Source organism: Chroococcus sp. FPU101 (genome assembly GCF_017312365.1).
Classification (GTDB): Bacteria; Cyanobacteriota; Cyanobacteriia; order Cyanobacteriales; family Microcystaceae; genus Chroococcus.
In genome coordinates this window covers 60,546-81,530 of record NZ_BLJI01000016.1, presented here as the reverse complement: position 1 = coordinate 81,530, position 20,985 = coordinate 60,546, and the positions used below count along the sequence as shown (strand labels likewise).

Here is a 20,985-nt window from a genome sequence, read left to right as displayed (position 1 = left end):
ATCGCTATATTTTTCAGGGCTTTTGTAACTGTATATTTTTGCTAAAAATGTGAATGAAAACATCAAACCGAGCTTAAATATTATGTAAGCTTTTCAATCTACTTAAGGACAATAAGTAATGAGTTCAAATACTGAAATACCTTTGTGGATACAGGATCGAGAAGAAGTCCTTCTCAATGATGAAAACGTCGAGTGGCGAGGAGAACGTCCCGACTACACTCATACTAATCAGTTCCTAGAACGGGAAAGACAGCATAATCATGCCGAAGGTTCTCTTAATGCGATCGCTTATAATTTAGTCAGAACCTTTGAAATGGAAGCCTCTCACAAAACCAACCCCCAACAATGGCTTTCTGTCGTCACCGAGCGATTTCGGATGAGCAGTAATGGCGGCCCTGAATACACCACCCAAGATATTGTTGAAGCAGGAACCTATAATCTATTTCTAGGTGAAAGCGAACACTATCGATCTTCGGAAGAAACCTTTGATTCTTCCTACAATCTCTTTCATACGGCTTTTCCCAATGGTTTTCTCTGGGAACTGATCGAAGTGGTTTCAGCCCCTCCGAATGTTGTTTTCAAATGGCGACATTGGGGAACGTTCAAGGGGTCATACAAAACCTATCAACCTACTGGAGAGACGATCGAGATAATCGGATTGAGTATCGCTAAAGTCACAGACGATCTCAAGATAGAATCGGTAGAGCATTATTTCGATAATAGTGCTTTCCTACAGAAATTAACTGCTGGTGGCTGTCCTGTTCATTAAGGTGATGGGAGTTGAACTAAAAGACGAGCACCGTACATCTTACCTAAGCTTAACTGTAAAGGGATACGGTGCAATGACTCATTAATTTCATCTAAACCGATAATTTTCTCGATCACCATCGGCTAATTTAACCGTATTTGCTTAACTGACCTTTTTGATACTGCTTGTCATACATACTGCTAACTGCAAACGCCATAGACGCGGCGTAGCTGTTGAATCTTTTCCTGTACAAGCCAAAATCAATCTTTTTCGATGATGCCACCACCAAGTAACACTTCGCCATCATAGAAAACGGCGGCTTGACCTGGGGTAATGCCAAACTGAGGATCATCAAAAATCAGCTTAAGAAAACCATTTTCTAGCGGAATCAGGTTCACGTCTACTGCGGGTGTTCGATAACGGACTTGTACTTGGGCGCGTATCGGGGTCGAGGGTTCTGCAATGGATACCCAGTTCAGCCGACTCACTATACAATCTGATTTTCCTGCATTTTCCCGACTGCCGACGACAACTTGATTCATGACGGGATCAAGTTTGACCACATATAAAGGCTCTGGTGCAGCGATTCCAATGCCTTTACGCTGTCCAATTGTATAATGATGTACTCCTGTATGTTTCCCTAAAACTTTCCCGTCTAGGTCAACGATATCGCCTCCTGTGGGCTTAATATACTTGTCTAAAAAATCGCGCATCGAGCCGTGTGCTTCAATTAAACACAAATCTTGGCTATCGGGTTTATCGGCGGTGAAGAGACCAAATTCTGCCGCAATGCGTCGCGTTTCTTCTTTGGTTTGATTTCCCAAGGGAAACAGTGATGCAGCTAAAAGATCTTGAGTTAAATCATACAAGAAATAGGATTGATCTTTTGTGCTATCAACTGCCCGTAATAGTTGATAGCGTTGACGGGTTGGGTCATATTGTATACGAGCATAATGTCCAGTAGCAATTTGCTTAACCCCAAGTTGTTCAGTGGCATATTGCAACATCGGGCCAAATTTAACCGCTTTATTGCATTGCGAACAGGGTAGGGGTGTTATTCCAGACTCATACCCTGATACTAAATAATCAATAATATTGGCTTGAAAGACATCGCGGCTATCGACAATATGATGCGGAATTCCCAACTGTTCACACAAAGAAGCAGCATCTACCATTCCTTCTGAACAGCATTGTCCTTTCCCTTTCATCAACCAAAGGGTTAAACCTACTACATCATATCCTTGATGGTGTAATGTTGCAGCCGCTACCGAACTGTCAACCCCACCTGATAAGCCGACGACGACTTTGTTCATAGTTTGATATCGTTCACCAAATTCTAATTCTGTTTTATTCTAGGCTAACATTTTTTCAGTTTTATACACATAGTAAGGGTTTGGTAACCAAACCCCTACAAATTTTCATCCTTGTAGTTTTTGATCTAATATTTGATTGGTTAATTTAGGATCGGCTTTACCCCCAGATTTTTTGAGAACTTGTCCGACAAAAAACCCTTTTAAATTGGTTTTTCCGCTACGGAATTTTTCGAGTTCGCCTGGATGTGCGGCTATGACTTCATCAATGATTTTTTCAATCTCTTTGGGATCACTAACTTGGATAAGTCCTTTCTTTTCGACCAGTGCTTTAGCTGATCCGCCTTCTGTGAGTAATTCAGGTAATATATCTTTAGCAATCTTACCGCTAATGGTTCCTTGAGCGATCATGCTGACTAATTCAGCTAAGGAAGTCGGTGTAAGCGCAATATCCGCGATCGCTAATTTATTATTATTCAAATAAGCGGCGATATCTTGGGTGATCCAGTTGGCGACTAATTTAGCATTCCCACCTTCATCAATGGCAGTTTCAAAATATTCGGCGACACTGCGATCATCGGTTAGTACTCTTGCATCATAGGCGGATAATCCCAAATGTGTCTCATAACGATGGCGTTTTTGCGCGGGTAATTCGCTTATTTCGGCTTTCCATCTGTTCAGTTGTTCGGCTGAAACTTCAAGCGGTGGCAAGTCGGGTTCAGGAAAATAACGATAGTCGCTAGAACCTTCTTTAGAACGCATACTGATTGTACGTTGGCTGCCTTCTTCCCAAAGACGAGTTTCTTGGGCAATGCGATCGCCATTTCTAACGGCTTCAATTTGCCGTTCTATTTCGTATTCGATGGCTTTTTGTATAGCAGAAGTCGAGTTCATATTCTTGATCTCTACTTTAGTCCCAAATTTCTCTTGACCTACGGGACGGATCGATATATTAACATCACAGCGCATTGAACCTTCTTGCATATTACCGTCGCTAATGTCTAAATAACGCACGATACGGCGCAATTCTTGGACATATTCGGCCGCTTCTTGTCCGCTACGGATATCGGGTTCTGAGACGATTTCCAGCAGAGGTACGCCCGTTCGATTGAAGTCTACTAAAGAATAACTTGATCCTGCTAGTCTGTCGCTTCCTACATGAACGAGTTTTCCTGCGTCTTCTTCCATATGCAGACGAGTGATCCCGATGGTTTTACGGGTGACTTCTTTGGTTTTTTTGTCTACGAGTTCTATTTCTAGTGAACCATGTTCGACGATGGGGAGATCAAATTGGGAAATTTGGTAATTTTTGGGTAAATCTGGATAAAAATACTGTTTTCTGTCAAATTTACTGTATGGTGCAATTTGACCATTGATGGCTAATCCTAATTTTACAGCCGAGGCTAATACTTCTTCATTGAGAACGGGTAACACACCTGGATAGCCTAAACAAATTGGGCATACATTTGTATTAGGTGGGCTATCAAATTCGGTCGAACAGTTACAAAATATCTTACTGTTTGTATTAAGTTGACAATGGGTTTCTAAACCGATGATTGCTTCGTATTCAATTTTTGTTTTAACAGCAGTGACCATGAGTTATAAATTTCTGTGGCTATCACTATATTTCTGATGGCTCTATTGTAGCTTGAACGGTTAAACGCGAGGATGGAAGCGAGGATGTAGCTTTTCTTTGACAGGTTCACCACCTTTAAGATGTTGTTCGACAATTTTGGTGACATCTTTGGGAGTAACGCGATAGTACCAAGTTTGGTCGGGTGTCACTACAACGGTCGGACTTGCGCTACATTGACCTTGACATTCACAGGGTAATATGGTAGTTTTTTCGGGAAGATCGGCTAATTGAAATTCGAGTAAGATGATTGCTGATCCTTGTCTTAAACAGGATGAGTGTTGACAGACATGAACACATCTATCTCTAATGTTCAGTTGAGTGGATTTTGTATTCATAATGAACGGAAGATGTTCGTAACTCTTGCGCGGCTAAATATAATTGTGTCCATTCTTTAATCACTTGGCTACGTTTCAAATTCAAGAGTTGTGCGATCGCTTCTAAGTTTTTGTTGTCTTTGAGTTGACTGAGAATTTGCTGTTGAGAGGGGGTTAATTGTTCCCAATAGTGATCCCATTGTTTAGGGGTTAATCCTAAATTGTGTTTCTCTGGAGAAATTTCTAACCATTCAAAAACGAGGTTAGATTCTTCTTTGAGTGCAAAAACACGAATGGCATGATAGGTGATTTTTTCTCTAAGACGATAGATGTGTTTAATGGGTAAATTGAGGATTTGTGCGATCGCTTCTTGAGATTGTCCTGCTAAATATAATTTTAACCAATCCACTGCCTCTTGTCCCAAGTTTTCGGCTAAATAAGCTTCAAAACGTTTTTGTACTTTATTGCGGGTGGTTTGAATGTCTTCCCAGTATTGATGATCTTGATGAAGACGCAATGCTTGATGATCTAATAAACTAATCGTGTTTTCGGGTTCATCAAACAAGACCTGTTCTGATAGGATACGGATATTTTCATGTTGTGGCAATTGGGTTAAACCACTACGGGATTGACGATGTAAATAGTTAACAAAACGACACATTAATAGGGTTTGATTGTTAATCGAACGCCGACTATATTCTTCTAAACTGGCAAAAAGAAGATTATTTCGCATTTTTTCGTCGGTGGTACATTGAGCGATCCATTTCATTTGACTTTGTAAATAGCGATCGCTTTTCAACATTTCTTGAATCACTTCTTCAACAACATCGACGATCGCGCGTTGTCGTTCTCGACTCATTGACACCCAAGTTTTAATTTTTTGGCGGAGTGATACAATTGAACTTAAACGATTCAGTAGATTTCGATAAGCTTGAGTCGGTGGCAGATCTAAATAATGCTGTTTAAGGATTTGATAGCGATAGTTTAAACCTTGAATTGCTAAATTTCGTTGTTCTGGAGTCAAGGTTTCCCAACGCTCTTTATCTTCCCCAATTAACCACTGTACAATCGGAAGTCGTGCGTTTTCCTTTAATTGCTCTTCAGATACATGAGCAAGCCATGTTTTTTCTATTTGATCAGCTACCTTATTCATTAATATACTCTCCACCAAAACAGGAGGGATCTTAATTATTAAGGATAATCCCGAATGACTAAACAAATTAATAAGAAATGACTATCGATACAAAGTTGTTACGTTTCTCTTAAAATCTTGTTTCGTATCTAACAGAAAACTCATTAAAATTGTAGTCGTAGGAGAAGCGGACAAAAGATTCATCCCCAACGCGATACACTGCTTGGAGATAGGGCAAAATATTAAAATCTGCTGCTTTAATGCGGTTACTGACAGCACTTTCAATATCATAGACATAACCTTGCAACAATAGGGGAATCACAAGCTGTACGACACCAGCTTCGATGAGTTGTTCGGTATTTTTCCCTTGTAGCGAGTCAACCAAACCTAAAAGCTGATCTCCTAAGAGTCGAACAATTTCCCCTTGACTACGCGGAGGACTACTGCTTAATTGAACTAGAGGACTACCTAAGAATGGTGTTGGTGTATTTTGATTCGTTGAAAAAGCGACGACTTGAAGACAGGTCGCTAGTTGTTTGAGTTGTGCATCTGTATAATTAATTTGTTCGGGAATAGGTGGACTTTCAGGACGAATTTGACAGACTTCGTAGACATCTCGACCAAAACTAGGGAAAAGTTGACTCAAGCGACCATTTAAACTCAGCGTCACGTCAATCCGTTGTACTCTGTTTAAGCTATTATCGGGAATCTCATTACTATTTTCTGATCTTCGTTGTCTGGCTAATTCGCTACCCCCTCTTGCTTCGGCAAACTCGGTGAGAATAGTTCTCATTTGGATATCCAATGCTGGATTAAAAAGGCCTTGCGCGGGAGTAAAAACAATACGGTTTTGGTGACGACGGTTCAGCAGAAAACGAGTCTCTAAGAAGCTAAAACGTCCTCTATCTAGTAAAATCTCTCCATTAGCGCGAAGATTCTTCAAGTCATTGACTGCACCATTTAAAGTTAAACCACCACCAAAGTTAAATTCATAGAGGAGATCTTGTTCGACTCTTAAGTTAGCAAAAGAAACCTGAAAATCATTAAATCGTGCTGGAATTCGATTTGCTTGTCGATTTGCGGTTTGTAACCATCGGTTAGTAGCGACGGGTTGCGGTTGTCTATTATTGTCTCGTCTTTGTTCAGGGACAGAAATTTCACCGTTATTGAGTTGAACTTGACCACCAATGATCGGGTTTAAAGCGGTTCCCGTGACGACAACTCGACCATCGACTCCCCCCTCATAAAGGTTTTCTAATTTGATTCTACCTTGTTCTATCTGTACGGTGAGGGGATTATTTCTGGCGGCTGCGGGTTCAAAAAAGGGTAAGATTCCAGCAACAACAATCTGACTTTCAGCAAATGTACCCGATAATTGTCTGACTTCTAAGCGTTCGGGTGAGAGGTTAATCAGTCCATTAACGGTTAGAACTTCGGGAAAAGCAGCACTTCTAAGAATGGCATTATTGAGGAAGATGTTACCATCAGCTACTAAATCCTTGAGTGTAAATCCTTCGGTAAGATCGAGTCTTCCCGTTGCATTTAAAACTATTTCACCTTCACCACCCACCCAAGTAATTTGATCTTGCGTGATCACATTGAGTAATGCTAAAGCGTCGGTGCCTAATCTTGCTTTAACTGCTATTTTGTCGTTAGTATCAGGAATTACGGGAAAAGGAACACTTGCATAAAAAGCTAAAGAATCGGTTCCAGCACTCTGGACGGTAAAACGAGCATTGGTATAATTAAAAAATCCTGCGATATTTTGTGCTAGGGTTCGTCCTCTGATTGCACTGTCATTTAAAGCAAAGTTTCCTTCGACTACGGGGTTAAAGGGGTTTCCTTTAATGACTCCATCGACATTTAATGATCCCGATAGTTCCCCTGGAATTTCGACAAAAGCACCGATCGTATCTAATGAGAGATTATCGACTTTGAAACGACTGCTGATTTGACGGGTTGAAAAACTTCCTTCTAGTGCAAAAAGACTATCTCGAATTTGTAATCTTGCAGTTTGGATGTTAAGTGTTCCGTTGTTTAATCCCGCTTGTAATGTTACTTCGTTGATGGGGATAAATTGACGATCAATGATCACTAATCCCAATGGTTTTACAATATCAGGATAAGGAGCTTGTGGATACCATTCCCATCCCGTTCCTTGTAATGATAGATTGGCTTGGGGATTTTTTAAGGTTCCTGCAATGGTAAAGTTAGCGTTATAGCGACCTCTGATATTTAATTCGGTGGGAACGCTTCCTTTTTCTCTTTGATTTGCGAGTTGACGAATTTGTTCTTCTATAATTGCGAGTAGGTTGACTTGTGATGCAATTGTCGCGTTAGGATTTCCGACGCTTTGTGTTTCTACGGTTGAAGATGACGCATATTCTCTCTGTTGAACTTGTAAGATTCTCAATAATCCTTCGATATCTGATACACTAAGGGCCGCAAATAAGTCTTCTACGTGTCCTTGCGCGATATTCAGTTGTCCTTGTATTTCTTGGGTTCTGGTATTAAATGCACCCGCAATATTATACACACTTCGACCTAACTTTAATGTCGCATCATTGATTTGAGCAATATTATTACGATAGATTACATTGGCTTGTAAAGCGTTTCCTTTTATGGTGCCAACTGCAGGCTGATCAATAAATAGATTTCCTTCACCTTCGAGGGTAAATAAATTTAGTGCAAAGTCAGCATTTACGGTGCCACCTAAATAACCCAAAACATTATAGTTTGTTCCAGGGGCGATTCTTAGAATTTCTAGGGGGAATTCTTGAATCGTCGCAGTAAGAATATCTCCATTTCGTCTTCCTCTTGCGATGATGGGTTGATTTGTATTAGCAATTTGTTGGAATTCAAAGGATCGAGGTAGATAGGGTGCGATACATTGAGAACGAGTACAAGGATCGAGTGTTGCTGCAATAATATCCTGTCTTCCTCTTAAATTAATCGCTATTTGTTGTTGAGTTCCAGCTTTTACAGTGCCACTGATATAGGAATCAAAAACGCGATCGTTTAAACTAAAATCAGCTAAACTAACATTTCCATTGAGTTGTATGCTTCCTGGTTGGTTTAATGCGGTTAAAAGATTTGTTCCTTGTAGTCTCCCTTGAAATTTCCCAATACCTGCAAGTTTGACTTCACTAGGGAGAAATTGGGAGTTTACGGGAAGTATGGCTAAAATTTGTTCAACGGGTAAACGACTTAAATTAGAACTTGCATTAATATCTAATCTAAGGTTTGCTATATCTGGACGCTCTTGTAGATTAGCGAGTGTAAGACTACCTTGTGCTAGTAAAAAGCTTTCACCAAGTTTAATAAAGACTTTTTGCGCTTGAATCGGAATATTTGCATCACCATTGAGGAAAGAATTGAGATTCCCTGATAAATTGAGACTCGCGTTTAATGGGGGAAGAGGTGCTTGTTTTTTAAGATTGCTAAATTCATTGATCAGATAAGTTGTATTTAGATTAATCGCATTGAGGCTACTTGTCCAGATATTATTGTTGAGTCTTGCAACTGCTTCAACTTTTCCTTTAGCTACAGCAAGATCAGAAGTAGCGAAAACAGTTAGACTACTAAAATCGGGTTTCTGATTTAAAATTGAAGTCAGAATCGTTTGAGCATTTCCTGTCAGGTTAACTCTCGTTTGAGTTATATTGACGGGAATCGGTAGATTAGGTAAGAGTTTAGATAATGATAATCGACCTGAGCGTGCTACTGCTTCGATAAATCCATTTTTTAAATTAGCATCGGCTCTAACTAAATTCTGATCGACTAATACATTAATATCGGCTGTTCCTGTTAAAGTATTTAAGTTGGGAATCTTCCCTGTTAGTAATGAATTTAAAGAACTGGTTAGATTCACCCGTGATGAAGCTAAACTAATGGGAGTAGAAATCTTGGGAGATAAAAAAGGATTGAGGGGAAAACTAGAAGTATTTGCTACTGCTTGTACAATTCCTTGACGAACATTTGCATTTATATCAACTGAGCGGTTATTGACTAATAGTTGTACATCCCCGTTTCCTTGCCATTGTTTGAGAGATTCAAGTGAACCTTTGAGTAACGGTTCAATGGAACCATAAAAGTTAATCTTACTGTTTCCCAGTCTGACGGGAACGGTTGTATTCGGTAAGAAAGAAGATAAATCAATTCCAGACTCTGTAATAACAAATGTATTGAGAATTCCTTGATTTAAAGTCGCGTTAGACTGTACGGAATGATTATCGACTAATAGATTAATTTGTCCGCTTCCTTGCCAATTTCTCGGATTAAATTTCTTGGGTTCTAAGATTTCTGAAAGTGAACCAGTGATATTAACTTGTGATCTTCTTAAACTGACTGGAATTGTAATCGTATCTGGAAGGAAAGGAGAAACATCAAATCCTTCTAATGCGGTTGCGGATGCTTGAACAAGTCCTCGATTAATTTTAGCGGTTGCAGTGACGGGACGATTGTCAACTGATAATAAAAATTCTCCGTTTCCTTGCCAACGATTTAAACCTTGAATTTTTCCTTGCAAAACCTCATCAATTTCCCCAGCGAAATTAATTCGACTTTGTTTTAAACTGACTGGAACTGTCAATTTAGGAACAAAAGGATTGATTGCTAAATTACTTGCGATCACAGCAGTTTTTAAAACACCTTTAGACAGTTGACTATTAAAGGCTAATGTACCGTCATTAATCCTAATATTAGCCGTACCAGTACCATTTACCGTCTTAGCATTAATCGCTTTTAAATTGCCGTCTACTTTTAAATTTGCTTTTTCAAGTCGTAGGGTATTGATTTCTTGTACATAATCACAAGTGCTTGGAACTTCCTGACACAAAATCGGTAAAAAAGGCTTTAGTAAAAACTGATTAGCTAGAATATTCGCTTGCCATAATTTCGTTTTAGAGTTCCTATTGCCATCTAAATTTAAACTACCATCCTCTGTTTTTAAAACTGTATTTCTAACTTTTAGATCTTCTTTAACATATTGAATTTGTCCCGAACCCCAAAGATCAACTTTATTTTCTATATTGTTATCAGGTATTTTCCATTTTAAATCTACATCCAATGCACCCAGTTTTCCACCGACTTTTCCAACTGCATCAAATTGGCCTAATGATGTACTTGCAGGAAGAACAACATAAGGACTGATAATTTTTTGGCTCGGTAAATTAGCTTTATAATTAAGACTGATTGGCATCTTTTTCCAATCAACTTTTTGATCATTGGATAAAGATTTAATAATCCCTAAACCAATGACACCACTTCCTGTAATATTTCCTCCTGCTGTCGGTTGAATTTCTATTCCACGAAAGGTAATTTGATCTAAATCCGTTTGTAAACTAACCTTGACATCTTTTAGAGGAATCCTATCAAAACTTAGTGCTTTGTTACCATCAATAATACCTGATATAATTGGACGATCTACTAAACCTGTTACTTTGAGGTTAGCATCGGCTTTTCCCGTTAATTTAATCGGAAAATCAACCGCTAAATCATAGAGAAGTTGAGGCACATCAAAGGAACTAGAAATGATATCCAAATCATATCCTTTTTCCCAATCCAAATCTCCTTTCACTTGAGCATTTAGTTTTCCGATTCCAAGTTGTCCTTGATTAATGACTAAAGTTTTTCCAGCTAATTTAAAGTTAGCATTTACCCTAAGTAATCCGTTTAAAGGAGGAAGTTTTGCAACAACTTGTTGAAGATTGATTTCTCCATTTCCTTCGGTTTTTTGAATTTCATCAAAAGAAGGCATATCTAAAGAAACATCAGCACCAATTTGTCCCTGCTTGAGTTGAAAAGAATCTTTTTTATTTGGAATGAGTGTAGCAAGTTTTCCTAAATCTAATTGTTCAATAACAAGCTGTAATTCATTTGTCCCTGTTTCAATAACAGTCGTTCCTTTCGCCTTAATATTACTATTTAATACTTTTGCTGCTAAATCATAGTCTAATTGCTGATTTTGAGTCTTTGTATATTTACCTTTTCCATCAACTGCTATAGTAATCGGACTGGGTAAAGCTTTAGGTTTTAAGGCAATATCACCGTCTTTGACATTGACGTTAACTGCAAAATAAAGCTGATTTTTTCTTTGTTGTTCTGGTAATTTGATTCCAAATGGCTGCCAATTTCCCTGTGCATTTTGTGCTAAGTACAGATTGGGATCGATTAATGTAATATTTATTCCAATGGGACGACCAATTAAAAAAGGAAGTAGATTAATTCCGACATCAATATTTTGAACCTCTAAACTATCTTGATTTTTTGCGGTTGCAGGGATCGACGTTTCACCTAAGCGAACACCTAATAAATAAAAGTTCTCGACTTCACCAATATTAACATCTCTTTTTAGCGTGTTACTCAGTTGTTCTTCTAGTAACGGAGACAATCTTTGATAAACAAAATACTGTAAACCGATAACACCAACAACACCTAAAGCAGCAAGTGTTCCCCCAATAATGAGTGTAGAGGGTCGTCTAGCAAATTGCCATAAGCGTAACAGAAAAACTGAACGATTAGGAGGTTCTGGGGGAGTGTTTGGGTTAGTCATTTTATTTCCTCGTTCTCAACCACCGAAAATACAGTGAATTTTAAAGCGTATCTTCATAGGATGGAACTACCAGAAACTAAATGCACTGCTTACAGTTAACTGTTGCTCGTTACCTGTATCTTGTTCCCAATCCGAACAAAATTAAAGTTAGCGTATCTTTGGGTGATTTTGCTATACCCAAAGAGGGACAAAATAGAACGATATGAGGAGAGAAAAGTAAGACGTATTACAATTTTAGTATAATTTAGTTGCTCGCATCTAAAAATGCAATATCAATTTTTCACAGCAGATGTTTTTACAGATCGAATTTTTGGAGGAAACCCGTTAGCAGTCTTCCCCCAAGCTGAGGGTATACCCACAGAATTAATGCAAAAAATTGCCGCAGAGTTTAATTATTCAGAAACGGTTTTTGTTTTTCCCCCAGAAACTCCTCAAGGAACTCGACGCATTCGTATTTTTACCCCGCAAACCGAATTACCCTTCGCAGGACATCCCACCGTCGGAACTGCTTATATCTTAGCGGCGATCGGTGAATTGGTGCTAGATTGTCATGAAACCATGATTTATTTAGAAGAGGGAGTAGGGTTAGTTCCCGTTAAAATCAAATCACAAGACGGAGTTCCCATTTATAGCGAGTTAACTGCATCTCAAATACCCCAAGTCGGGCCCGAAGTTCCCTCTATTGCCAAACTTGCTGAGATGTTATCGTTAGAGGTGGATGATCTTCTAGATAATGAATACTATCCTCAAGCATTTTCCTGTGGGGTTCCGTTTCTGTTTATTCCGCTACGAAACAGAGACGCAATAGAGCGCGTTAAACTCAATCTAGAACAATGGCAAAATTTATTATCGAATGCTTGGGCTAGTGCTGTCTATGTTTTTTGTTTTGAACCCGAATTAAAAGGCTCAGATGTGCGATCGCGAATGTTTGCCCCTAATATGGGTATTGTAGAAGATCCCGCGACAGGTTCAGCAGCAGCAGCAATAGCCGGATATCTAGCGATGCGTGACACTTCATCTGATCAAACTTTAGCATGGGTGATTGAACAAGGTTTTGAAATGGGTAGACCGAGTATCTTAAAGATAGAAGCAGATCAACAGGATAACCAAATTATAGCCGTTCGCGTGGGTGGTTCTTCTGTATTGGTCAGCGAAGGTACGATGAATATCCCTGAATTATAGTTAGATAGGAGTTATTGAAAAATGTCTCAACCGCTATACGAGCAAGATTTTCAACTCTGGATCGAACAAACGATCGCATCATTAAAAAACCGTGATTTTAACGCATTAGACATCGATCATCTGATTGAGGAATTAGCAGACTTAGGTAAATCCGATCAAAGATCTTTAGAGAGTAATTTAGTCATTCTTTTAGCACATCTTCTGAGATTAAGGGTACAACAAAATGCACCAGAGATGATGAAAAATAAATGGCATGAATTAATCAATGAACATCGTTTACATATTGAAAAAAGTTTACAAGATTCACCCTCTTTTAAATCTTCTCTTGATACAGCAATTCAATCAGCTTACCCAAATGCTAGAAAATTAGCCATCAAAAATAGTCAGAATGCCATCTTGGGGGTGCGTATTCCTAAAGCTGATGAATATCCTGAAACTTGTCCTTTTTCGGTTGAGCAAATTTTGGATGAAGATTTTTATGGGTTAGAAAATAATGATTAGGAAATTTAAGATAATCATGATTTAACCAATTTAAAAGTCTGCAAAAGCTCTTTTTGACAAGTGTCCCAGAAATACAGTGCTAGATTAACCCCGCTTAGGAGTTTAGGGATTCCTTCTAAAACACTTGCTAATTGATAATTCTTTAAATGTAGGCTATCGATCAAAATTGCTACAAAGAGTAAAATCATTCCTAGTGCGAAAATCCAATATCTTGTCTGCTGAAGCTGTCGCCAAAACATTAACAAATAAGCACAAAAAACCATACTGAATACCATAATGGAGAGAATTTTGGCTAATCCGAAGGAGAGAAGAATAATATGAAATCGATAAATTTCGTTCAACCAAAAAAAGCCCATGATCAAGGTAGAGGCGAAAAAAAAGCTATTTTTGGGATGATTAGGGACTATCTTATTTAATAAAAAGAAGGTAAAAGCACAAACTAAAGGTGAAACACAGCATAAAATTTGAAACGTATGGGTAAATAGCCATTGACTGCGGGGATAAGGAGTTGGGGGTGGCCAAAAGAGGATGACAGGTGGGATATGCTGTGAATTAGCCAGTAAAATGACACCTGCTATAAAAAATAAAAATAGAATATTAATCTGAACGAAAGATCGTTTATAGAGTCGTAAGATAGTCATAAAATATCGCTTAATCAGTTCTGTGGCTTAGAAAAACGCCAATTTCCTTGATTCCATTGATAAATCCCTTCAATCTCAAATTCTGCACCATTGTCAAAGCGAATTAGACAATTCGTATAACTTGATTCCCCATCTTCAATATCAGTTAAGCCTACCACTTGACAAATATACCAGTCTTGTGTTAATAAATCATTGTCTTGTACCCATTCCCAAAGACGGTTAGATACTTCAATGCGATCGCCGATTTGTAATTTTTGTCGAGTAATCTGTAATTGTTCGAGATATTCTTTCCAGTGAATGGGTTGAACGCGATTTAGCCAACCGAGTCCATAGGTTTCACGAATAAATTGTACATTACCTGAATCTTGATTATTGAGCCAATCATTCAATAAACTGGCTTTCCATGAAAGATTTTTTTGTTCTTGTTCAAAGATAAATTCTAAAAGAGTTTGACGTTGCTCTAAACTCAATTCATCTAAAGGATTTTGTGTGGTGGGATTGAGACTTTCTAGAACCGTTTCTAATAAAATTGCCTTTTGCTGCTCATTTAAAGGATATCCCACCTGTTCACAACGTAGGATCGCTGCTTCTAAAATAACTTTGATCTCGAAAAGATTGAGCGACATAAGATATCATCGATTTATGACTTCACTTTAAAGAGCATTCTTCTTTTTTAAGCTAAAAAATGGGTCAGTTATTAAGAAAGGCATCATTCATCATGAAAAATCGTATTGTAGCCGCTTGGATGGCGATCGTACTATGGCTAGGCAGTTGGTTCGTTATGCCCGAAGCTTTTGCTTTAACTCCTATTGAACTAACGAACATTTCCTACAAAGATTGTCCAAAAGAATTAGCCGAAGGTAATGTTACCAGTGGTGGATCAAGCGCACCTGCTAACTGTTTTATGGTCACTGGAAAAGCTAAAAATCCTTCGGGAAAAATGGTTTACGATGCCGATGTTTTTGGACGTATTCTAGATGCAAATGGAGAACCTATTTTACAAAACCGTTCGCGTCTTGGGGCAATTCCAGAACTTCCCCCAGGTGTTAGTGATTTTGAGATTAGGATTTCAGTTCCCGCTAATCAACCAACACCTTTGAAGTTAGAAAAGTTTAAAGCTTCTGGCTTTGCAGGTAATGTAAATCCATCGATTTAAAATACGATTAGGCTAGAGGTGCTAAAAGACCTTGAAGAAGCTGTAAGACTAAGAAAGCAAGAATCGGAGAAAGGTCTAAACCACCTAGCGGGGGAATAATTGAGCGAAAAATATTCAGATAGGGATCGGTAATTGGACTTAAGAAAGAAATAACTTGAGCCGCCCAATCTGCTGTCTGAAACCAACTCAGCAAAATCCGAACCGTTAACAGAATTAAATATATATTAAGAAAATTAATGAGGGTTTGTACAATTAAGTCAGAAATGGGGACATCCATGAGTCGAGCCTATCCTCTACTAAAAGACATTCGTTTTACCTAATATCTTAGCTTGCCATCAGCGTTTATAAAAGTTATCCATCGAGATCGCCTTGCATTACTGCAGAAATCGCCGCTTGTGCATTTTCTTTGAACTCTTTGACATCCACCCGTCCTAACAAAGCCACGGCAATGATTAAACCGATCGCCTGTGCGACAAAAACGGTACTATAAGCCAACACTGGCTCTTTAAATAGGATCTGACCAAAATTTAAGACTAAACCGCCGCAAATCGTCGATAATCCCCTGGCAAGAGCTTGTGATAGTCCCCACGCACCGATAAATGTTCCTGCTGTTTCTGCGATCGTCAGATCTAACATTAAGCTGGTGGCACCTGCTGTAATCATGCCCGAAGCCAAACCAAAAAACAATAAACCCGATTTCAATAAACTGGTACTTGCCGCAAAACCCGCCGCAATGATGAAAAGAGCGCAGAACGCCGCTAAAATACAGCCTAATTTAGTGGTTCTTGGCTTTCCAAGACGTGGTAAGACTAAAAAACCCGTTGAAGCAATCCCTAACAGCGTTCCCATGCCAAAAAACGCATTTAACTGCGTGGTCTGGGCGATACTCATGCCGAATACTTGACCGCCATAGGGTTCCATCACGGCATCCTGCATGAAAAACTAATGGTGAGAACCAATAAAAAGCTAAAAAATAAGCCAGTTTGACGACTTGCGGTTAAAACACTCAACGCACGACCTAAAGTAATCTGATCTTCTCGTTCAACCATCCTAGAACGCATCGCAAAGCGAGAATATTTTTTCTCTATTCCCAAAGTCGCTAAGAAACATAATCCAAAAACGATCGCAGGCATTAAAATAAATACTGGATTAATACTGGTTTGTAATTGAGCAAGATCAACGCCTGTATCTCCACTCGCTAGATTTTCCGTACCTGAGCCTAAAAGTTTAGAACTAATGATCGCCCCGACGACAATTCCCACCATCAGCATCGACCAAACGACACCCACTAACTGAGGACGGTTATCTTCATCGGAAATATCAACGAGTAACGCAGCGAAGGGGGTGGAACTGGCACTCAAAGCCAAACCATAAAGCGCAAAAGCAAGAGCTAAAATACAGATCCAAGTATAAGTCATGACACTCCAGCCACTCGCTTGTAGACTGCTGCCCAGTTGCCAGACGATTTGGAGCGCAATAAACGATAAACTGGTGAAGAAAGCCGCCCCTAACCACACATAACCCGTTCGATGATAGCCTAAAAGGGGTTTAGCATCCGACATCTGACCGAACAAAACACGGGCGGGACTGACAAATTGGTGCATTGCGATCGCACCTGCCGCTAATAGGGGTAATACATTTAATTCATCAATCATAATCCGATTGAGAACCCCTAAGGTTAATAAAGACATAATCCCTAAACCCATCTGAAACAGTCCTAAACGAAACATGGTCAGGATATTTAACCGAGGTAGGGGTTTATTAGGTTGTATAGGTTGATTAGATAACTTTTCCATTGCGTTGTAAGGATTAAGTCCAGAACAAAGGGCTAAGACTGTAAACTAGATATATTTGCTTATTTTATCGGCATCGGGTACAGGCTGGTTTTATGGTTTTGATTCGTACTCCTAAAATTTGGGAACTATCGGAAAATGAAGTGACTTCTGAGACAGTCTATTTTAATCGTCGTTCTTTTTTAAAAGGTTTGGTGGGTGCGAGTATTGGGGCTAGTTTTTTTGCACTCACGGGTTGTCGAGCCTCATCTTCCCAAACTGCATTAGAAGACAGTTTAAAACAACCTAAAATTCAATTCATAACAACAAATCCTGATTTTGCTGTAGTTGATCGCCCCATTACTGAACAAGATTTAGCAGGACGATATAACAATTTCTATGAATTCGGCAGTACCAAAAATATTTGGTTAAAAGCGCAAAGTTTACCGACCGAAAACTGGAAAGTAGAAGTAACAGGATTAGTCAATAAGCCAAAAACCTATGATCTTGATGACCTTAAAAAAAGTTTTCCTTTAGAAGAAAGAATTTATCGTTTTCGTTGTGTAGAAGCTTGGTCAATGGTGTTGCCTTGGGTGGGTTTTCCGATGAAAGAATTGATCAAAGCTGTTGAACCCACATCACAAGCCAAGTTTATCCGCTTTAGTTCTTATTATGACTCTAAAACCATCCCAGGGCCAACTTTTCATCTAGGGGCTTTACCTTGGCCCTATCAAGAAAGTTTAACAATTGATGAAATGGCCAATGATTTAGCATTTTTAGCCCTGGGTATTTATGGTCATGATCTCCCGAAACAACATGGCGCACCTATTCGCGCTGTCATCCCTTGGAAATATGGTTTTAAAGGCGCAAAATCGATCGTTAAAATTGAGTTTGTCGAGCAACAGCCCGCAACCTATTGGCATACAATTGTACCAAATGAATATGATTTCCAAGCGAATGTAAATCCCACAAAACCTCATCCGCGATGGTCACAAGCAACTGAAAAATTTATTGGTAAAGGGCCGGGTTTATCTTGGGAAATTAAAGAAACCCTCCCCTACAATGGTTACGGAAAATATGTGGCTAGTTTATATACCTAATCCTACATCTGTAAACCCTGTAAACCAGGAAATAAATCCCTCATACCACCTGCAATAAATTCAACCGCCATCGACATGGTAATCAATCCCATAATTTTAGCAATGATATTCATCCCTGTTTTGCCGATTCGTTTATCGATTTCTGGGGCTAAACTAAAGGTAATTAGAATTAACAATGCAATAAAAGTAATCGAAATCCCTAACGCAATATCATTGTATAAAACTTTCCCTGTTTGATGAGCATAGACGATAACGGCACTGAGTGATCCTGGCCCTGCGAGTAAGGGAATGGCTAAAGGAACGACAGCAACTGATGAAGGATTTTTGACAACAATTTCCTCATCATCTGAGGTTGTTCTCACTTCTGAGTGATCCGAATTTAACATCGAGATCCCCATTGTGAATAAAACAAAGCCACCTGCGACTCGAAACGCAGCGATACTAATGCCAAAAACTGCTAGGATCGATTCACCCAGTACCATCCCAACCAATAAAATGACGAAGAATGACAGCGCGGTTAGACGAGCGATCGCTTTTTTTTCTTCAATGGTATTTGGCTGTGTCACACTTAAGAAAATCGGCATCGCGCCAATGGGATCAACGATCGCTAGTAAACCGATAAAAATATTGACGTAACTGGATATATTTTCGATCTGTAAATTTTCCATTCGTTGTACGAAGATTCTTTAATTTCTCTTGCATCCTAACTTTAGATCTAACGCAAATTGTCAGGAAATCTTAAAATTTGTAGTGACTTTCTTAAGGCACTCGCATTAAAGTTAGATAGTGAGAATATATTGCCCATTCCTTTCGAGGAGAACACTAACATGGCTACAGCACAAGGTTTAATCCGCGCCTTTGGTGAGGTGGCGGACAATCCAGTTTTATTGGATAAAAGTGTAACAGTACCCGTCTGTGAGGGTTTAAATACAGTCCTAGCCAGTTTTCAGGGGCTATACCTCCAGTACCAAAAGCATCATCTTGTCGTTGAGGGTTCGGAGTTTTATTCTTTACACCAATTCTTTGAAGACGGATACGAAGCAGCACAAGGTTACGCACACGACGCGGGGGAACGTCTCAATGGTTTAGGTGGCATTCCTGCGGCTAGTTTTGCAAAATTAGCTGAATTATGCTGCTTTACCCCTGAAGAAGATGGAGCTTTTGACTGTCGGACGATGGTAGAACATGATCTCGCCGCAGAACAAGAGATTATTCAATTATTACGCCGTTTAGCTGCCCAAGCGGAAAGTTTAGGCGATCGTGCAACTCGTTATATGTATGAAAAAATACTACTCGAAACCGAAGAAAGAGCCTATCATTTAGGTCACTTCTTAGCCCATGATAGCCTAACACTTGCTTTTGTCGGGAATGGTAGTAACTAACGAAAATTTGTCAAACTGATTTACATTTGAATCGGGATAGCGAGTATCAAAACAATAGCTACTCACTGTCCCTTTTTCTGTATCTAGGATGCTAAAAGCGGTAATCTCATTACTTGCTAGATAGGGAAGCGGTTGATGGTTTTCGTCGAGTATTGGAGCTATATTAGGCATAATCGGCTCTAGTCCATTGGGATCTCCTGTTGCTGCATAGGAAGAATAAGGAGGAATAAATCTTTTTACTTCTCCTAGATACGCACCATAACTATTACCCACATTTGATGATTCTAAATAGTGAGTACCATTCCGACTTCTAAAACGGTTCCAAAGATGAGAATGTCCATAAAAAACCAAATGAACGCCCGATTTTTCGAGTAATGGTACTAAATCTTGAATAATATAATCTTTTTCTCTTGGATATTCATAACGAATCGCCACAATATTGCCATTGTGATCCCTTTCTATATTTTGAATTGGATCGGTATAGGGTGGAACAATATTCGCCCCTAATGTGTGGGGTGGATGGTGAAACATGACAATTTTATATTTAGCGCACTTGAATTCTGTACTGTTTAATTCTTTCTCTAACCATTGATATTGAACACTTCCTTTGGATATTGACTCAAAAATATGTTGCCCATAACCCCAAGCATCAGGATGATCTAAATCTGTTTCCGCTTCTTGATAACGTCCTTTAATGTTGTAGTCTAAACTAGGTGAACGCCAAACATTTGTCACATACAAAACCACTAACCGAATATCGCCAAATGTGATGGCATAATATCTTTGATTACGGGGTAAACTAAAAATTTCCTCATAAGTATCGGTATTAAAAGAATTATCCTGATTTTTCTGACCAAAACGCGGCACAGCATCATAAAACTGCTCATTTAAGCCTTTTATCGTGGAAAAACGCCCCATTACTTCATGATTACCAATTGCGGGATATAATGGCGCGTGTTGAATGATTTCACCACCTTGATAAATCCTAGACTGTAACTCATAATGAGCATGACCTTGTAAACAGGGAAAAAACGCACCCCCTCTATGATCATCAAACCATTCTGAGGCGCGATCACTTATATTAATTAAATCCCCAGCAAAAAACACAGCATCAACTCTACCAATAGTTTCGCAGACTTTCTGTAAATTAGCTGCTGTCATGGGCATTAATTGATGATCAGAAGTCAGTAAAATTTTGAGAGGGGTTTGCGGTTTCGGTAAAGCAGAAAGAGTAAAAATCTTACTTTTAATCATTTCAGCATGATTAAGACTAACCACCTGATAGGGAAGACGTTCACCTGATTTTAAGTTACTTGCTTCTGCTTCATGTCGCCAAATGTTACGCTCAGTGACTGTATAGTAATTTTGTATTATTTTAGCTTGGCTATCCTCTCTAACCCGACTCAGTTTAGTGGTTGTCGCTGTTGCTAAGTGTTCTAAGTTTTCGCCATAGACGACATAATGCTGTGTTCCTGCAAACTCAGTAAACCAAACTACCTGTACAGAATTTTCTGTTGGTAGTTGTAAGAAAGGATCACTCAACAGCGAAGTCATGATG

General features: G+C 39.1%; 17 protein-coding genes and 1 pseudogene. 6 read left to right on the top strand and 12 right to left on the bottom strand.

What is annotated here, in order from left to right; translation table 11 throughout:
• The first annotated feature begins 118 nt into the window (after positions 1-118).
• Positions 119-769, top strand: coding sequence for an ester cyclase (locus CFPU101_RS14880; protein WP_206816126.1), 651 nt, complete (start codon positions 119-121; stop codon positions 767-769).
• Here the strand turns inward: CFPU101_RS14880 and CFPU101_RS26020 are convergent.
• The 6 genes from CFPU101_RS26020 to CFPU101_RS14855 form a co-directional block, all read right to left on the bottom strand.
• Complete coding sequence (locus CFPU101_RS26020; RefSeq protein ID WP_277988756.1) at positions 766-888, bottom strand: hypothetical protein; 123 nt, start codon at positions 886-888, stop codon at positions 766-768. The genes CFPU101_RS14880 and CFPU101_RS26020 overlap by 4 nt on opposite strands.
• A 120-nt stretch (positions 889-1,008) precedes the next feature.
• Positions 1,009-2,061, bottom strand: coding sequence for a tRNA 2-thiouridine(34) synthase MnmA (mnmA, locus tag CFPU101_RS14875; RefSeq protein WP_206816125.1), 1,053 nt, complete (start codon positions 2,059-2,061; stop codon positions 1,009-1,011).
• Between the two features lie 105 nt (positions 2,062-2,166).
• A complete protein-coding gene (gene gatB, locus CFPU101_RS14870; protein ID WP_206816124.1) occupies positions 2,167-3,654 on the bottom strand; it encodes an Asp-tRNA(Asn)/Glu-tRNA(Gln) amidotransferase subunit GatB in 1,488 nt (495 codons plus the stop codon).
• 60 nt (positions 3,655-3,714) lie between these two features.
• Positions 3,715-4,029: a ferredoxin gene (locus CFPU101_RS14865; RefSeq protein ID WP_206816123.1), complete on the bottom strand. Its 315-nt coding sequence runs from the start codon at positions 4,027-4,029 to the stop codon at positions 3,715-3,717.
• Positions 3,998-5,161, bottom strand: a complete 1,164-nt coding sequence (locus CFPU101_RS14860) for a HetZ-related protein 2 (RefSeq protein ID WP_206816122.1) — start codon at positions 5,159-5,161, stop codon at positions 3,998-4,000. The genes CFPU101_RS14865 and CFPU101_RS14860 overlap by 32 nt, the downstream gene beginning before the upstream one ends.
• Positions 5,162-5,270: 109 nt before the next feature.
• Positions 5,271-11,693, bottom strand: coding sequence for a translocation/assembly module TamB domain-containing protein (locus tag CFPU101_RS14855; protein ID WP_206816121.1), 6,423 nt, complete (start codon positions 11,691-11,693; stop codon positions 5,271-5,273).
• A gap of 264 nt (positions 11,694-11,957) precedes the next feature.
• On the opposite strand from CFPU101_RS14855, the gene CFPU101_RS14850 reads away from it, so the two are divergent.
• Together CFPU101_RS14850 and CFPU101_RS14845 are read left to right on the top strand one after the other, a co-directional pair.
• On the top strand, positions 11,958-12,875 hold the full coding sequence (locus CFPU101_RS14850; RefSeq protein ID WP_206816120.1) for a PhzF family phenazine biosynthesis protein: 918 nt from the start codon (positions 11,958-11,960) through the stop codon (positions 12,873-12,875).
• Positions 12,876-12,896: 21 nt separating this feature from the next.
• Positions 12,897-13,376, top strand: a complete 480-nt coding sequence (locus tag CFPU101_RS14845; protein WP_206816119.1) for a DUF29 domain-containing protein — start codon at positions 12,897-12,899, stop codon at positions 13,374-13,376.
• A gap of 14 nt (positions 13,377-13,390) precedes the next feature.
• On the opposite strand, the gene CFPU101_RS14840 is transcribed toward CFPU101_RS14845, so the two are convergent.
• Together CFPU101_RS14840 and CFPU101_RS14835 are read right to left on the bottom strand one after the other, a co-directional pair.
• Positions 13,391-14,017: a hypothetical protein gene (locus tag CFPU101_RS14840; RefSeq protein ID WP_206816118.1), complete on the bottom strand. Its 627-nt coding sequence runs from the start codon at positions 14,015-14,017 to the stop codon at positions 13,391-13,393.
• 14 nt (positions 14,018-14,031) lie between these two features.
• The gene (locus CFPU101_RS14835) at positions 14,032-14,643 is read right to left on the bottom strand and encodes a hypothetical protein (protein ID WP_206816117.1); all 612 of its coding nucleotides are present in this window, start codon (positions 14,641-14,643) and stop codon (positions 14,032-14,034) included.
• A 119-nt stretch (positions 14,644-14,762) separates the two neighbouring features.
• On the opposite strand from CFPU101_RS14835, the gene CFPU101_RS14830 reads away from it, so the two are divergent.
• Positions 14,763-15,173 carry a hypothetical protein gene (locus tag CFPU101_RS14830; protein ID WP_374191958.1) on the top strand — a complete coding sequence of 137 codons (411 nt, stop codon included), beginning with the start codon at positions 14,763-14,765 and terminating at the stop codon, positions 15,171-15,173.
• Between the two features lie 7 nt (positions 15,174-15,180).
• On the opposite strand, the gene CFPU101_RS14825 is transcribed toward CFPU101_RS14830, so the two are convergent.
• Positions 15,181-15,450: a YggT family protein gene (locus CFPU101_RS14825; protein WP_206816115.1), complete on the bottom strand. Its 270-nt coding sequence runs from the start codon at positions 15,448-15,450 to the stop codon at positions 15,181-15,183.
• Positions 15,451-15,524: 74 nt separating this feature from the next.
• A pseudogene (locus tag CFPU101_RS14820) lies at positions 15,525-16,903 on the bottom strand (BCD family MFS transporter).
• A 158-nt stretch (positions 16,904-17,061) separates the two neighbouring features.
• On the opposite strand from CFPU101_RS14820, the gene msrP reads away from it, so the two are divergent.
• Positions 17,062-18,045: a protein-methionine-sulfoxide reductase catalytic subunit MsrP gene (msrP, locus tag CFPU101_RS14815; RefSeq protein ID WP_206816114.1), complete on the top strand. Its 984-nt coding sequence runs from the start codon at positions 17,062-17,064 to the stop codon at positions 18,043-18,045.
• Between the two features lie 2 nt (positions 18,046-18,047).
• Here msrP and CFPU101_RS14810 read toward each other — a convergent pair whose 3' ends face one another.
• Positions 18,048-18,713: a MarC family protein gene (locus tag CFPU101_RS14810; RefSeq protein WP_206816113.1), complete on the bottom strand. Its 666-nt coding sequence runs from the start codon at positions 18,711-18,713 to the stop codon at positions 18,048-18,050.
• 159 nt (positions 18,714-18,872) lie between these two features.
• On the opposite strand from CFPU101_RS14810, the gene CFPU101_RS14805 reads away from it, so the two are divergent.
• The gene (locus CFPU101_RS14805) at positions 18,873-19,427 is read left to right on the top strand and encodes a Dps family protein (RefSeq protein WP_206816112.1); all 555 of its coding nucleotides are present in this window, start codon (positions 18,873-18,875) and stop codon (positions 19,425-19,427) included.
• On the opposite strand, the gene CFPU101_RS14800 is transcribed toward CFPU101_RS14805, so the two are convergent.
• Positions 19,392-20,981, bottom strand: a complete 1,590-nt coding sequence (locus CFPU101_RS14800; protein WP_206816111.1) for a metallophosphoesterase — start codon at positions 20,979-20,981, stop codon at positions 19,392-19,394. The two genes, CFPU101_RS14805 and CFPU101_RS14800, sit on opposite strands and share 36 nt — an antisense overlap.
• Positions 20,982-20,985: the final 4 nt, after the last annotated feature.

Coding starts and splice junctions, on each gene's coding strand:
- CFPU101_RS14880 (WP_206816126.1), top strand. CDS start 119: ATGAGTTCAAATACTGAAATACCTTTGTGGATACAGGATCGAGAAGAA.
- CFPU101_RS26020 (WP_277988756.1), bottom strand. CDS start 888: ATGGTGATCGAGAAAATTATCGGTTTAGATGAAATTAATGAGTCATTG.
- mnmA (WP_206816125.1), bottom strand. CDS start 2,061: ATGAACAAAGTCGTCGTCGGCTTATCAGGTGGGGTTGACAGTTCGGTA.
- gatB (WP_206816124.1), bottom strand. CDS start 3,654: ATGGTCACTGCTGTTAAAACAAAAATTGAATACGAAGCAATCATCGGT.
- CFPU101_RS14865 (WP_206816123.1), bottom strand. CDS start 4,029: ATGAATACAAAATCCACTCAACTGAACATTAGAGATAGATGTGTTCAT.
- CFPU101_RS14860 (WP_206816122.1), bottom strand. CDS start 5,161: ATGAATAAGGTAGCTGATCAAATAGAAAAAACATGGCTTGCTCATGTA.
- CFPU101_RS14855 (WP_206816121.1), bottom strand. CDS start 11,693: ATGACTAACCCAAACACTCCCCCAGAACCTCCTAATCGTTCAGTTTTT.
- CFPU101_RS14850 (WP_206816120.1), top strand. CDS start 11,958: ATGCAATATCAATTTTTCACAGCAGATGTTTTTACAGATCGAATTTTT.
- CFPU101_RS14845 (WP_206816119.1), top strand. CDS start 12,897: ATGTCTCAACCGCTATACGAGCAAGATTTTCAACTCTGGATCGAACAA.
- CFPU101_RS14840 (WP_206816118.1), bottom strand. CDS start 14,017: ATGACTATCTTACGACTCTATAAACGATCTTTCGTTCAGATTAATATT.
- CFPU101_RS14835 (WP_206816117.1), bottom strand. CDS start 14,643: ATGTCGCTCAATCTTTTCGAGATCAAAGTTATTTTAGAAGCAGCGATC.
- CFPU101_RS14830 (WP_374191958.1), top strand. CDS start 14,763: ATGGCGATCGTACTATGGCTAGGCAGTTGGTTCGTTATGCCCGAAGCT.
- CFPU101_RS14825 (WP_206816115.1), bottom strand. CDS start 15,450: ATGGATGTCCCCATTTCTGACTTAATTGTACAAACCCTCATTAATTTT.
- msrP (WP_206816114.1), top strand. CDS start 17,062: ATGGTTTTGATTCGTACTCCTAAAATTTGGGAACTATCGGAAAATGAA.
- CFPU101_RS14810 (WP_206816113.1), bottom strand. CDS start 18,713: ATGGAAAATTTACAGATCGAAAATATATCCAGTTACGTCAATATTTTT.
- CFPU101_RS14805 (WP_206816112.1), top strand. CDS start 18,873: ATGGCTACAGCACAAGGTTTAATCCGCGCCTTTGGTGAGGTGGCGGAC.
- CFPU101_RS14800 (WP_206816111.1), bottom strand. CDS start 20,981: ATGACTTCGCTGTTGAGTGATCCTTTCTTACAACTACCAACAGAAAAT.